Below are 12,346 nucleotides of genomic sequence, written 5' to 3'. Positions count from 1 at the left end.
CTCTCAGGGCGGCGGGTCACCGGTCAGGTGGTGCCCATCGTTCCGTACGGACGATGGAAGCCGCCCGATGTGCGCCCCGCGGTACGCCGTGGCGGTGCTCCGGTATGACGAGGAGCCCCGCCTGTGTCCCGTCCGGGGCGTTTTTCATGCGCCGGCGCGGTTGGTCTCAAACAGACGTTACGCGTCCGTCCGCCAGGCGGTCGCGTGGTGCTACCGAGGAGGATCCATCAGCGCCGAGCCCCGCATCAACGACCGGATTCGCGTTCCCGAGGTGCGACTTGTCGGTCCCAGCGGCGAGCAGGTCGGGATTGTTCCGCTTGCCAAGGCCCTGGAGCTTGCGCAGGAGTACGACCTCGACCTCGTCGAGGTCGCGGCGAACGCCCGTCCGCCGGTCTGCAAGCTCATGGACTACGGGAAGTTCAAGTACGAGTCGGCCATGAAGGCCCGTGAGGCGCGCAAGAACCAGGCGCACACGGTCATCAAGGAGATGAAGCTCCGGCCGAAGATCGACCCGCACGACTACGACACCAAGAAGGGTCACGTCGTCCGGTTCCTCAAGCAGGGTGACAAGGTCAAGATCACGATCATGTTCCGTGGTCGCGAGCAGTCCCGGCCGGAGCTCGGCTTCCGGCTGCTGCAGCGGCTCGCGGAGGACGTCCAGGACCTCGGTTTCGTCGAGTCGAACCCGAAGCAGGACGGCCGCAACATGATCATGGTCCTCGGCCCGCACAAGAAGAAGACCGAGGCCATGGCCGAGGCCCGCGAGGCGCAGGCCGCCCGCAAGGCGGAGCGCCAGGGCCAGCCCGCCCAGGCGGAGCAGTCCGCCGACGCGGACCAGTCCGTCGAGGCGGCGCAGCCCGTCGACGCGGAGCAGTCCGCCGAGTAGTCCACCAGGGCCGTGTCCTGGGCAACCAGCCCGGGACGCGCAACGATCCATCTGACGCTCCCGAGCGCCGGTCCCCGGACCGGCTGGGAGCGCCACTGACGAGGAGATAACGGCGCTATGCCGAAGAACAAGACGCACAGCGGTGCCAAGAAGCGCTTCAAGATCACCGGCTCGGGCAAGGTGCTCCGCGAGCGCGCCGGCAAGCGCCACCTGCTCGAGCACAAGTCGTCCAAGCTGACGCGCCGCCTCACTGGCAACGCCGAGATGGCCCCGGGTGACAGCGCCAAGATCAAGAAGATGCTGGGCATCTGACCCCGCTCGTCTGATCAAGCCCCCGACACCGGGACCCATTCGTTTCCGGGCCGTGTGAACACCACCACGGCCCCGCTGCAAGGAGTCAACACGTGGCACGCGTCAAGCGCGCAGTCAACGCTCACAAGAAGCGCCGGGCGATCCTCGAGCAGGCCAGCGGTTACCGCGGCCAGCGCTCCCGCCTGTACCGCAAGGCCAAGGAGCAGGTCACCCACTCGCTGGTCTACAACTACAACGACCGCAAGAAGCGCAAGGGTGACTTCCGCCAGCTGTGGATCCAGCGCATCAACGCCGCTGCCCGCGCCAACGGCATCACGTACAACCGCTTCATCCAGGGTCTGAAGGCCGCCAACATCGAGGTGGACCGCAAGATCCTCGCGGAGCTCGCGGTCAACGACGCGGGTGCGTTCGCCGCCCTCGTCGAGGCCGCCCAGAAGGCGCTGCCGAGCGACGTCAACGCCCCGAAGGCCGCCGCCTGATCGCCCAGGCGCGTACTTCCCACCGGACCCGCAGGCGCCGCGAGCGCCTGCGGGTCCGATGCGTTCGCCGTCCACCGCGCCGCCGCCGGGCCCGGCCCGGCGCCGCCCGCGACCCCGTCCCGCCGCCAGACGCCGTCAGAAAGAGCCGCCGAGCACCATGGGCACCCCCGAGCTGATCTCCTCGCGTTCCCCCCGCGTCGCCGCCGCCAGGCGACTCGCCAAGCGGAACTTCCGGGGCAAGGACCGCCGGTTCATCGCCGAGGGGCCACAGGCCGTCCGCGAGGCCGTCGCCCACCGCGGGCCCGACGGCGAGCCGACCCTCGTCGAGCTCTTCGCCACCCCCGAGGCCGCCACCCGGTACGCCGGCATCGTCGAGGCCGCCCAGGCCGCCGGCGCCCGCGTCCACCTCGCCCCCGACACCGTGCTCGCCGAGGTCTCCCAGACGGTCACCCCGCAGGGCATCGTCGGCGTGTGCCGCTTCCTCGACTCGCCGTTCGAGGACGTCCTGCGCGCCCGCCCGCGGCTGGTCGCCGTCCTCGCCCACGTACGCGACCCCGGCAACGCCGGCACCGTGCTCCGCTGCGCCGACGCGGCCGGCGCCGACGCCGTCGTCCTCACCGACGCCTCGGTCGACCTGTACAACCCCAAGTCCGTCCGCGCCTCCGTGGGCTCCCTCTTCCACCTGCCCGTCGCCGTCGGCGTCCCCGTCCGCCAGGCCGTCGCCGGACTCCAGGAGGCGGGGGTGCGGATCCTCGCCGCCGACGGCGCCGGCGACGACGACCTCGACGCCGAACTCGACGCCGGCACCATGGGCGGCCCCACCGCCTGGGTCTTCGGCAACGAGGCGTGGGGCCTGCCCGAGGAGACCCGCGCCCTCGCCGACGCCGTCGTCCGCGTCCCCATCCACGGCAAGGCCGAGAGCCTGAACCTGGCGACCGCCGCGGCCGTATGCCTCTACGCCTCCGCCCGTGCGCAGCGTGCTGCGGGAGGGTGCCGCTCCGTCACCCCGAACTAGTAGGGTGACGGGCTCGGGGGCCCGTCGCGCGAGCCTGAGGGGTGGGGTACGGGGATGACGCTCGGCACGAGCAGCCACACGGAGGGCCGCGGCGCCTTAACGCGCCCGGCGGCCCACCACGGCGCCCCCGGGTACGACCCCGACGAACTGCCCGACGGGCTCGTCGTCGCGGACGCGCGCGGACGGGTCGTCTGCTTCAACGCGCGGGCCGCCCGCATCACCGCCGTCCCGCGCGACCGCGCGCTCGGCCGCCCCTTGGAGGAGGCCCTCCCACTGGAGGACCTCAAGGGCCGCCGCTGGTGGGCGCTGACCGACCCGTACGGCGGGCTCGCCACGCGCACCGGCCAGCCCGAGCGCAACCTCCTCCTGCCCGGCGGCCGCGAGGTGCTCGTCGCCGCCCGGTACGTACGGGACCGGCCCCTCGGCCCGGTGGCCCGCGTCGTGGTCACCCTGCGCGGCACCGAGGCGCGGCGCCGCACCGAGCGCAGCCACGCCGAGCTGATCGCCACGGTCGCCCACGAACTGCGCTCCCCGCTCACCTCCGTCAAGGGGTTCACGGCCACGCTCCTCGCCAAGTGGGAGCGGTTCACCGACGACCAGAAGCGGCTGATGCTGGAGACGGTCGACGCCGACGCCAGCCGCGTCACGCGCCTGATCGCCGAACTCCTCGACATCTCCCGGATCGATTCCGGCCGCCTGGAGCTGCGCCGCCAGCCCGTCGACGTCGCCGCGGCCGTGGAGCGCCACATCCAGGCGCACACCGCGCGCGGCCAGGCCCCCGACCGCTTCCGCGTCCGCGTCCAGGGCCCGCTGCCCGACCTGTGGGCCGACCCCGACAAAGTCGACCAGGTCCTGTCCAACCTGCTGGAAAACGCGGTGCGGCACGGCGAGGGAACCGTCACCATCGAGGTGGCCCCCACCGGCCCGCAGGACGACGAGAAAGGAACGGCGGTCACCGTGAGCGACGAGGGACCGGGCATCCCCGAGGAGTCGATGGGACGGGTCTTCACCCGCTTCTGGCGGGGCAGCACCCGCGGCGGCACGGGCCTGGGCCTGTACATCGTCAAGGGGATCGTCGAGGCGCACGGCGGCACCATCACCGTCGGCCGCGGCCCCGCCGGGGGCGCGGAATTCCGGTTCACCCTGCCCGTGGCGGCCCCGGCCTACCTGACCCAGGGCTTCTGAGCCGCCGGTCGCACCCGGCCCCACCCGGGCGGACTTATCCGGGTCCGCCCCGCCCCGTTAGACTCGTCCTTTGGCACCTTTGCGTCCTCGGTCGTCGAGCGGGGGCTCCAGCCAGACCATTCGGAAGCACGGGAAGAGATGTCCGCACCCAACAAGTCGTATGACCCAGTCGAGGTCGAGGCACTGAAACCGGCAGAGATCGAGCGCATGCGGGACGAGGCGCTCGCCGCCTTCGCGGCCGCGGGCGACCTCGACGAGCTCGCCCACGCGAAGGTCGCCCACACCGGCGGCACCTCGCCCCTCGCCCTCGCCAACCGCGAGATCGGCGCCCTGCCCCCGCAGGCCAAGGCCGAGGCCGGCAAGCGCGTCGGCCAGGCGCGCGGCGCCGTCTCCAAGGCCCTGGCCGCCCGCCAGGCCGAGCTGGAGGCCGAGCGCGACGCCCGTGTACTGGTCGAGGAGGCGGTGGACGTCACGCTCCCCTACGACCGCACCCCGGCCGGCGCCCGGCACCCGCTGACCACCCTCATGGAACGCGTCGCCGACGTCTTCGTCTCCATGGGGTACGAGGTGGCCGAGGGCCCCGAGGTCGAGGCGGAGTGGTTCAACTTCGACGCCCTCAACTTCGTCCCGGACCACCCGGCCCGGCAGATGCAGGACACGTTCTTCGTCCGGGGGACCTCGCCCGACGGGAAGGACACGTCCGGCGACGAGTCCGGCATCGTGCTGCGCACCCACACCTCCCCGGTGCAGGCGCGCACGCTCGTCGACCGCGAGCCGCCCGTGTACGTCGTCTGCCCCGGCCGCGTCTACCGCACCGACGAGCTGGACGCCACGCACACCCCGGTCTTCCACCAGATCGAGCTGCTCGCCGTGGACGAGGGCCTCACCATGGCCGACCTCAAGGGCACCCTGGACCACATGGTCCAGGCGCTCTTCGGGCCGGAGATGAAGACCCGGCTGCGGCCGAACTTCTTCCCGTTCACCGAGCCGTCCGCCGAGATGGACATGCTCTGCTACGTCTGCCGCGGCGAGTCCGTCGGCGACGCCGACCGGCCCTGCCGCACCTGCGGCAGCGAGGGCTGGATCGAGCTGGGCGGCTGCGGCATGGTCAACCCCAAGGTGCTCGTCGCCTGCGGCGTCGACCCGGAGCGGTACAGCGGGTTCGCCTTCGGCTTCGGCATCGAGCGGATGCTGATGTTCCGGCACAACGTGGAAGACATGCGAGACATGGTCGAGGGTGACGTCCGGTTCACCCGGCCGTTCGGGATGGAGATCTGATGCGGGTCCCGCTTTCGTGGCTGCGGGAGTACGTCGACCTGCCGGCGACGGAGACCGGCCGTGACGTACAGGCCAAGCTGGTGTCCGCCGGGCTGGAGGTCGAGACCGTCGAGCGGCTCGGCGCCGGCCTGAGCGGCCCGCTGGTGGTGGGCAGGGTCCTCACCATCGAGGAGCTCACGGAGTTCAAGAAGCCCATCCGCTTCTGCACCGTCGACGTCGGCCCGGCCAACGGCACGGGCGAGCCGCAGGAGATCATCTGCGGCGCCCGGAACTTCGCCGAGGGCGACAAGGTCGTCGTCGCCCTCCCCGGCGCCGTGCTGCCCGGTGACTTCCGCATCGCCGAGCGCAAGACCTACGGCCGCGTCTCCCGCGGCATGATCTGCTCCGGCGACGAGCTCGGCATGGGCGACGACGGCACCCACGGCATCATCGTCCTGCCGCCGGAGCACGAGGTCGGCACCGACGCGACCGCCCTGCTGGAGCTGTACGACGAGGTCCTCGACATCGCCGTCACGCCCGACCGCGGCTACTGCCTGTCGATGCGCGGCGTCGCGCGCGAGACCGCCACCGCGTACGGCCTGCCGCTGCGCGACCCGGCGCTCCTCGACGTCCCCGCGCCCAACGGCTACGGCCACCCCGTCCAGGTCTCCGACCCGATCGGCTGCTCCCGCTTCACCGCGCGCACCGTCGTCGGCCTCGACCCGGAGGCCCGCTCCCCGATCTGGCTCCGGCGCCGCCTCCAGAAGGCCGGCATGCGCCCGATCTCCCTCGCCGTCGACGTCACCAACTACGTGATGCTCGAACTGGGCCAGCCGCTGCACGCCTACGACCGCGCCCGCCTCGACGGCGCGATCGGCGTGCGCCGCGCCGAACCCGGCGAGAAGATCACCACCCTCGACGGCACGGTCCGCGCGCTCGACCCGGCCGACCTCGTCATCACCGACAACCGCGGCCCCATCGGCATCGCGGGCGTCATGGGCGGCGCCAACACCGAGATCGCCGACGCCGAGACCGACCCGGAGACGGGCCAGGTCCGCGGCACCACCGAGGTCGTCATCGAGGCCGCGCACTTCGACGCGATCTCGATCGCCCGCACCGCCCGCCGCCACAAGCTGTCCTCCGAGGCGTCGAAGCGGTTCGAGCGCGGCGTCGACCCGCAGGCCGCGGCCGCCGCGGCACAGCGCACCGTCGACCTGCTGGTCCTCCTCGCGGGCGGGACCGCCGAGGCCGGCGTCACCGAGATCATCGCGCCGAGCGCCCCGCGCACGGTCGCCATGCGCGCCGACCACCCCGACCGCGTCGCGGGCGTCGCCTACGGCCGCGAGACCGTCGTCCGCCGCCTCCAGGAGGTCGGCTGCGACGTCTACGGGCAGGACGAGCTCGTCGTCACCGTCCCGTCCTGGCGCCCCGACCTCAACGAGCCCAACGACCTCGCCGAGGAGGTCATCCGGCTGGAGGGGTACGAGAACCTCCCCTCCACGCTGCCCCGCCCGCCGGCCGGCCGCGGGCTCACCGAACGCCAGCGCACCCACCGCCGCGTGGGCCGCGCCCTCGCGGGCGCCGGGTACGTCGAGGCGCTGAACTACCCGTTCATCGGCGAGCAGGTCCTCGACCAGCTCGACCTCCCGGCCGACGACCCGAGCCGCGAGGTCGTCCGGCTCGTCAACCCGCTCTCCGACGAGGAGCCGGCGCTGCGCACCACGCTGCTGCCCGGCCTCCTCGCGGCGCTGCGCCGCAACGACGGCCGCGGCAGCCACGACCTGGCGCTCTTCGAGACCGGCCTCGTCTTCCGCGTGCCGGCGCGGCCCGGTGTCGCGGTGCGGCTGCCCGTCGACCGCCGCCCGACCGACGCGGAGATCGCGGGCGTCGACGCCGTCCTGCCCGAGCAGCCGCGGCACGCCGCCGTGGTCCTCGCCGGGGCGCGCGAGCAGGCCGGCTGGTGGGGCGCGGGCCGCCCGTCCGACTGGGCCGACGCGGTCGAGGCCGCCCGGACCGTCGCCCGCGAGGCCGGCGCCGAGCTGGTCGTCCGCCAGGGCCAGTACGGGCCGTGGCACCCGGGCCGGTGCGCCGAGCTGGTCGTCGTCGTGGACGGCGCCGAGCGGACCGCCGGCCACGCGGGCGAGCTGCACCCGCGCGTCGTCAAGGCGCTCGGTCTGCCCGCCCGCACCTGCGCCATGGAGCTCGACCTCGACCTGGTCGAGCGGGCCTCCGCGGGACCCGTGCGCGCCCCGCGGATCTCCACCTTCCCGGTGGCCACGCAGGACGTCGCCCTGGTCGTCGACGCGACCGTGCCGGCCGCCGAGGTCGAGGCGGCGCTGCGGGAGGGCGCGGGCGAGCTGCTGGAGTCGATCCGGCTGTTCGACACGTTCACCGGCGAGCAGATCGGCGAGGGCCGCAAGTCCCTCGCGTACGCGCTGCGGTTCCGCGCCGGCGACCGCACGCTCACCGTCGACGAGGCGTCCGCCGCCCGTGACGCCGCGGTGGCGCTCGCCGCCGAGCGCACCGGCGCGGTGCTGCGCGGCGCCTGACGCGGCCGCCGCGTCACCCCCGCGGAGGGGCGCATCCGGACCACCGGGTGCGCCCCTCCGGCGCGTCCGCCCTCCGGGGGGAGCGACGAGCGGGCCGGGCTCTGGGGCGCGCGCACGGTTGCTCACTCGTTCGGGTGAGAACCCTGGTGGACGTTCCCCGCGAGCCGGGACGATCGACAGAATCGTCCCGACCGCGACAAGGGGCCTGAAGAAGGGCGGTCCGCATGATCCGTTGGTGGTCCCGGCGACCCCGGGCTCGCGGACGCGCCCCGCTCGCCCCCCTCGTGGCGCCCGTTCTGTGGGCCGCCGTCGCCCTCGCCTGGGAGATGGGCAGCCCGCTGGCCCGCCGGGACGACACGCTGACCCGGACCGTCACCAGCGTCGTCTTCTCCGTCGTCGGCGTCGCCCTGGTCGTCGGGGCGTTCCAGCGGCTGCGGCGCGAGCTGAGACAGATCCACGCCGTCGCCGACGCCGCCCAGCAGGCGCTGCTGCGGCCGCTGCCGCACCACCTCGACGGCCTGTCCGTCGCCGGGGTGCAACTGCCCGCCGTGCCGGGGGCGGCCGTCGGCGGCGACCTGTACGAGGCGGTGGCCACCCCGTACGGCGTGCGCGTGATCATCGGTGACGTGCGCGGCCACGGGCTGGCGGCGCTCGGTGCCGTCGCCGCCGTCCTCGGCAGCTTCCGGGAGGCGGCGCACGAGGAGCCCGGCCTCGGCGGCCTCCTGCGGCGGCTGGAGCGTGCCCTCCAGCGGTACGTGAGCGAGCGGCAGCGCGACGAGGGCGAGGCGGCGCCCGGCGCGGCCGGGAACCCGTCGGCGGAGGAGTTCGTCACGGTGCTGCTGCTCGACCTCCACCCCAACGGCGACGTCCTGGTCCTCAACTGCGGCCACCCCTGGCCCTACCGGATCGGCGACGGGGCGGAGCCGCTCGCCGTCGGCGAGCCGCTTCCCCCGCTCGGGGCGTTCCCGCTGCCCGACACCCTGCCCGTCCGGCGGTGTGCGCGGCTGCTGCCCGGCGAGGCGCTGTTCCTGCACACCGACGGCGCCGAGGAGGCCCGCGACACCGCCGGGCGCTTCTTCCCGCTGGACGCCGTACTGGCCGGGGCCGCCGAGCCGCCGCGGTCGCCCGACGAAGTCATCGACCACGTCCGCACGGCGCTGCTCGCGCACACCGGGGGCCGCCTCACCGACGACGTGGCCTTCGTCGTCGTCCGGGACGACCGGACACCGGCGGCGGCGCCGTGCGCCCCGGCGCCCGGCCCACGGCCCGCCCGGACCGCACCGTCCTCCCGATAGCGGCTGGACACGGACGGTGCGGCCGGGCGCCACCCGCCCCTCCCCGGAGAACGCCTCCCCGGGGCTCCCAGGCGCGTCGGGCGGACCGGCGCGGCGGGTGGCGGTCGGACGGGCCGCCGCACTGTACGAGGGGGGAGCCGGCGGCCCGGCCGCCTCCTGCTGGGAGGCACCAAGTCAACCGGGGCCCCGCGCATGCCGACAGAGGGCGCGGGGCACGGATACGGACACTTCATTCACACCCCGTGCGAACCGGACCCCGCCGCGGCGGGGTCCGGCGGAGACACGGCACCGGAGGGGCACATGCCGCCCAACACCCTGCCCAACACGCTGCTCGACGCCCTGCTCGACGAAGCGGGGATGTCCCACGCGGGCCTCGCGGCCCACGTCAACCAGGCGGGTCGTGCGCGCGGGCTGGCACTGAGGTACGAACACACGGCCGTGGCGCGCTGGTTGAAGGGGCAGCGGCCGCGCGGGCAGGTGCCCGACCTGATCTGCGAGGTGCTCGGCGCGCGCCTCCGCCGCCCGGTCACCCTCGACGACATCGGGCTCGGCGTGGCCGGGGACGCCGCGGTGCCGCACGGGACGCCGCTGTCGGGGTTCGTGGAGCGCGCGACGGCCCTGTGGCGGTCGGACGAGCAGAACCGCCCCCACCTGATGGGCGTGGCGGCGGTGACCGGGACGCCCGCCGTGATGCCGGTCTGGGAGTGGGAGAACCCCCCGGAGGACGCGGACGTGTCGCGCCGCGGCCGGACCCGCGTCGGCTCGGGCGACATCGAGACCCTGCGCGCCGCCCGGGCCCACTACGAGCTGATGTACCGCAGGGCCGGCGGCATGGCGACCCGTTCCCGGATCGTGGGGTTCCTCAACGCGGAGGCCGCCCCGCTGCTGCGCGGCGCGTACGGCGACGCGGTGGGGCGCCAGCTGCACCGGGCGGCGGGCGGGCTGGTCGCGGTGGCCGGCATCTGCGCGTACGACTCCGACGCCCTCGGGCTCGCCCAGCGCTACTTCCACCAGGCGCTGCGGCTGGCCAAGGCGAGCGGCGACCGGGGGCTGGGCGCCTACGTGATCGCCCTCCTCGTCAACCAGGCGCTCTTCCTGGGCGAGTACCGGCAGGCGGTGGCGTTCGCGGAGGCGGCGCTGCGGGCGGCCCGGCGGGAGATCACCCCGGCGCTCGCCGCCGACCTGTACGCGATGCAGGCCAAGGCGTACGCGCACCTGGGGGACTCGGCGGCGGCGCTGCGGTGCATCCACCGCGCCGAGGCGGACGCCGAACGGATCAGTCCGGGACGCGAGCCGGACGAGACGGGGTACGTCCAGCCCGGCCTGGTCAACGTCCGGGCCGCCGAGGCGCTGCTGAGTCTGGGTGACCTCGCCGGGGCGCGGGAGAACGCGGCCGCGGCGGTGCGGACGCCGACGCACGACCGGGGCCGGGTGCACCGGCTGGCGATTCTCAGCCAGATCCAGCTGCGGCAGGGAGAGGCGGACGGGGCGGCGCGGACGGCGGTGGAGATGGCCGAGCGGGTGCGCGGGATGGAGTCCCAGCGGCTCAGGGACCGTCTGCGCGAGGTGCGCGGGCACCTGGTGGCCAGTGGTTCGGATGACGCCGGGGAGGCGGCGGATCTCATCGAGGCGGCCTTGCGCGTTCCGCTCTGAGCGGGCGCCTGCTGCGATATTGCCCCCGACACGACCTACACGTCGGAAGGTGGCAGAGCAGTGCGGTGGACCAACTTAGGTGAGACGACCGTGTACGAGAACCGCTGGTTCAAAGTGAACCTGGCCGATGTCGCCCTCCCCGACGGACGGCACCTCGACCACTTCCTCATCCGGCTCCGGCCGGTCGCGGCGGCCACCGCGGTCAACGAGGCCAACGAGGTGCTGCTGCTGTGGCGGCACCGCTTCATCACCGACACCTGGGGCTGGGAGCTGGCCGCCGGCGTCGTCGAGGACGGGGAGGACGTCGAGGCCGCGGCGGCCCGCGAGATGGAGGAGGAGACCGGCTGGCGCCCCGGCCCGCTGCGGCACCTGCTCAGCGTCGAGCCGTCCAACGGGCTCACCGACGCGCGCCACCACCTGTACTGGTCGGAGGAGGCCACGTACACCGGTGAGCCGCAGGACGGGTTCGAGTCCACCCGCCGCGAGTGGATACCGCTGAAGCTCGTCCCCGACATGGTGGCGCGCGGCGAGATCCCGGCCGCCAACATGGCGGCCGGCCTGCTGATGCTGCACCACCTGCGGCTGGGCTGAGGGGCGGTGCGGGCGCCGCACCGCGGCGCCCGGCCCGGCCCCCGCCCCGATGCGGCGTCAGGCGTAGGGGTAGAAGCCCGATCCGGTCTTGCGGCCCAGGCGGCCGGCGTCCACCATCCGCTGGAGCAGCGGCGGCGCGGCGTACAGCGGCTCCTTGTACTCGGCGTACATGGAGTCGGCGACCGAGGCGACCGTGTCCAGGCCGATCAGGTCGGAGAGCTTCAGCGGGCCCATCGGGTGGGCGCAGCCCATCTCCATGCCGTTGTCGATGTCCTCGCGGCTGGCGATGCCCGACTCGAACATCCGGATGGCCGACAGCAGGTACGGGATCAGCAGCGCGTTGACCACGAAGCCGGACCGGTCCTGGGCGCGGATCGCGTGCTTGCCGAGCACCTTCTCGACCAGCGCCTGGGCCCGGCTGATGGTGCCCTCGGAGGTGGTGAGCGCCGGGATCAGCTCCACGAGCTGCTGGACCGGGGCCGGGTTGAAGAAGTGGATGCCGATGACCTGGTCGGGGCGGGAGGTCGCGACGGCCAGCTTCACCAGGGGGATGGAGGAGGTGTTGGAGGCCAGGATGGCGTCCTGACGCGTGACGACCTGGTCGAGGATCTGGAAGATCTCCGTCTTGACCTGCTCGTTCTCCACGACGGCCTCGATGACGAGGTCGCGGTCGGCGAACTCCCCGAGGTCGGTGGTGAAGCTCAGCCGGGCCAGCGTGGCGTCCCGCTCGGCCTCGCTGATCTTGCCGCGCTGGGCGGCCTTGTCGAGCGAGTTGTACAGCCGGGTGCGGCCGATCTCCAGGGCCTCGCCAGTGGTCTCGGCCACCCTCACCTCCAGGCCGCTGCGGGCACACACCTCCGCGATGCCCGCGCCCATCTGGCCGCAGCCCACCACTCCCACGCGTGCAATGTCGGCCATTGAGTCCGTCACCTCGTGCCTTTCGTGATCTTCGGGTGGCGGCGGCCGTATGGTTCCGGCACTCCCGCCTCGACCCCACGACGTTACTCGGTGCGCGGGGATCGACGACCTTCCGGGCCGGGCATCCTTCCCGCGGAGGCCGGACCGTCCGGAGCACCGGGTTCGGGCGCATAGAGTACTCAAGGTGCAAAACGGCCTAAACGATC

Annotated in this window: 11 protein-coding genes; 10 read left to right on the top strand and 1 reads right to left on the bottom strand. The window is 73.7% G+C overall.

The window, feature by feature from the left end; genetic code table 11:
* The first annotated feature begins 160 nt into the window (after positions 1-160).
* From infC to LPA54_RS08930, 10 genes are all read left to right on the top strand, one after another.
* Positions 161-886 carry a translation initiation factor IF-3 gene (gene infC, locus LPA54_RS08975; RefSeq protein WP_228975534.1) on the top strand — a complete coding sequence of 242 codons (726 nt, stop codon included), beginning with the start codon at positions 161-163 and terminating at the stop codon, positions 884-886.
* 117 nt (positions 887-1,003) lie between these two features.
* Positions 1,004-1,198: a 50S ribosomal protein L35 gene (gene rpmI / locus LPA54_RS08970; RefSeq protein WP_010476245.1), complete on the top strand. Its 195-nt coding sequence runs from the start codon at positions 1,004-1,006 to the stop codon at positions 1,196-1,198.
* A gap of 92 nt (positions 1,199-1,290) precedes the next feature.
* On the top strand, positions 1,291-1,677 hold the full coding sequence (rplT, locus tag LPA54_RS08965; protein WP_058944927.1) for a 50S ribosomal protein L20: 387 nt from the start codon (positions 1,291-1,293) through the stop codon (positions 1,675-1,677).
* Between the two features lie 157 nt (positions 1,678-1,834).
* Positions 1,835-2,692, top strand: coding sequence for an RNA methyltransferase (locus tag LPA54_RS08960; RefSeq protein ID WP_228975532.1), 858 nt, complete (start codon positions 1,835-1,837; stop codon positions 2,690-2,692).
* Positions 2,693-2,746: 54 nt separating this feature from the next.
* Positions 2,747-3,877: an ATP-binding protein gene (locus LPA54_RS08955; protein ID WP_228975530.1), complete on the top strand. Its 1,131-nt coding sequence runs from the start codon at positions 2,747-2,749 to the stop codon at positions 3,875-3,877.
* Between the two features lie 138 nt (positions 3,878-4,015).
* Complete coding sequence (gene pheS / locus LPA54_RS08950; protein WP_228975527.1) at positions 4,016-5,155, top strand: phenylalanine--tRNA ligase subunit alpha; 1,140 nt, start codon at positions 4,016-4,018, stop codon at positions 5,153-5,155.
* Positions 5,155-7,683, top strand: coding sequence for a phenylalanine--tRNA ligase subunit beta (gene pheT, locus LPA54_RS08945; RefSeq protein WP_228975526.1), 2,529 nt, complete (start codon positions 5,155-5,157; stop codon positions 7,681-7,683). The genes pheS and pheT overlap by 1 nt, the downstream gene beginning before the upstream one ends.
* Positions 7,684-7,967: 284 nt before the next feature.
* Positions 7,968-8,978, top strand: coding sequence for a PP2C family protein-serine/threonine phosphatase (locus LPA54_RS08940; RefSeq protein WP_228975525.1), 1,011 nt, complete (start codon positions 7,968-7,970; stop codon positions 8,976-8,978).
* Between the two features lie 300 nt (positions 8,979-9,278).
* Positions 9,279-10,631: a transcriptional regulator gene (locus LPA54_RS08935; RefSeq protein ID WP_228975523.1), complete on the top strand. Its 1,353-nt coding sequence runs from the start codon at positions 9,279-9,281 to the stop codon at positions 10,629-10,631.
* Between the two features lie 60 nt (positions 10,632-10,691).
* On the top strand, positions 10,692-11,222 hold the full coding sequence (locus LPA54_RS08930) for an NUDIX domain-containing protein (protein ID WP_228975521.1): 531 nt from the start codon (positions 10,692-10,694) through the stop codon (positions 11,220-11,222).
* Positions 11,223-11,279: 57 nt separating this feature from the next.
* Here the strand turns inward: LPA54_RS08930 and LPA54_RS08925 are convergent, their stop codons facing one another.
* Positions 11,280-12,140, bottom strand: coding sequence for a 3-hydroxybutyryl-CoA dehydrogenase (locus LPA54_RS08925; protein WP_228975518.1), 861 nt, complete (start codon positions 12,138-12,140; stop codon positions 11,280-11,282).
* Positions 12,141-12,346 lie beyond the last annotated feature (206 nt).

The sequence above is a fragment of the Streptomyces sp. DH12 genome (assembly GCF_020873895.1).
Classification (GTDB): Bacteria; Actinomycetota; Actinomycetes; order Streptomycetales; family Streptomycetaceae; genus Streptomyces.
The sequence above is the reverse complement of the archived record's forward strand: the minus strand, read 5'-3'. Positions and strand labels throughout refer to the sequence as shown.

Bases quoted from the DNA above. Each gene is read 5' to 3' on its own strand.
- rpmI (WP_010476245.1), top strand. From the start codon at position 1,004: ATGCCGAAGAACAAGACGCACAGCGGTGCCAAGAAGCGCTTCAAGATC.
- LPA54_RS08960 (WP_228975532.1), top strand. From the start codon at position 1,835: ATGGGCACCCCCGAGCTGATCTCCTCGCGTTCCCCCCGCGTCGCCGCC.
- LPA54_RS08955 (WP_228975530.1), top strand. From the start codon at position 2,747: ATGACGCTCGGCACGAGCAGCCACACGGAGGGCCGCGGCGCCTTAACG.
- LPA54_RS08935 (WP_228975523.1), top strand. From the start codon at position 9,279: ATGCCGCCCAACACCCTGCCCAACACGCTGCTCGACGCCCTGCTCGAC.
- pheS (WP_228975527.1), top strand. From the start codon at position 4,016: ATGTCCGCACCCAACAAGTCGTATGACCCAGTCGAGGTCGAGGCACTG.
- LPA54_RS08925 (WP_228975518.1), bottom strand. From the start codon at position 12,140: ATGGCCGACATTGCACGCGTGGGAGTGGTGGGCTGCGGCCAGATGGGC.
- pheT (WP_228975526.1), top strand. From the start codon at position 5,155: ATGCGGGTCCCGCTTTCGTGGCTGCGGGAGTACGTCGACCTGCCGGCG.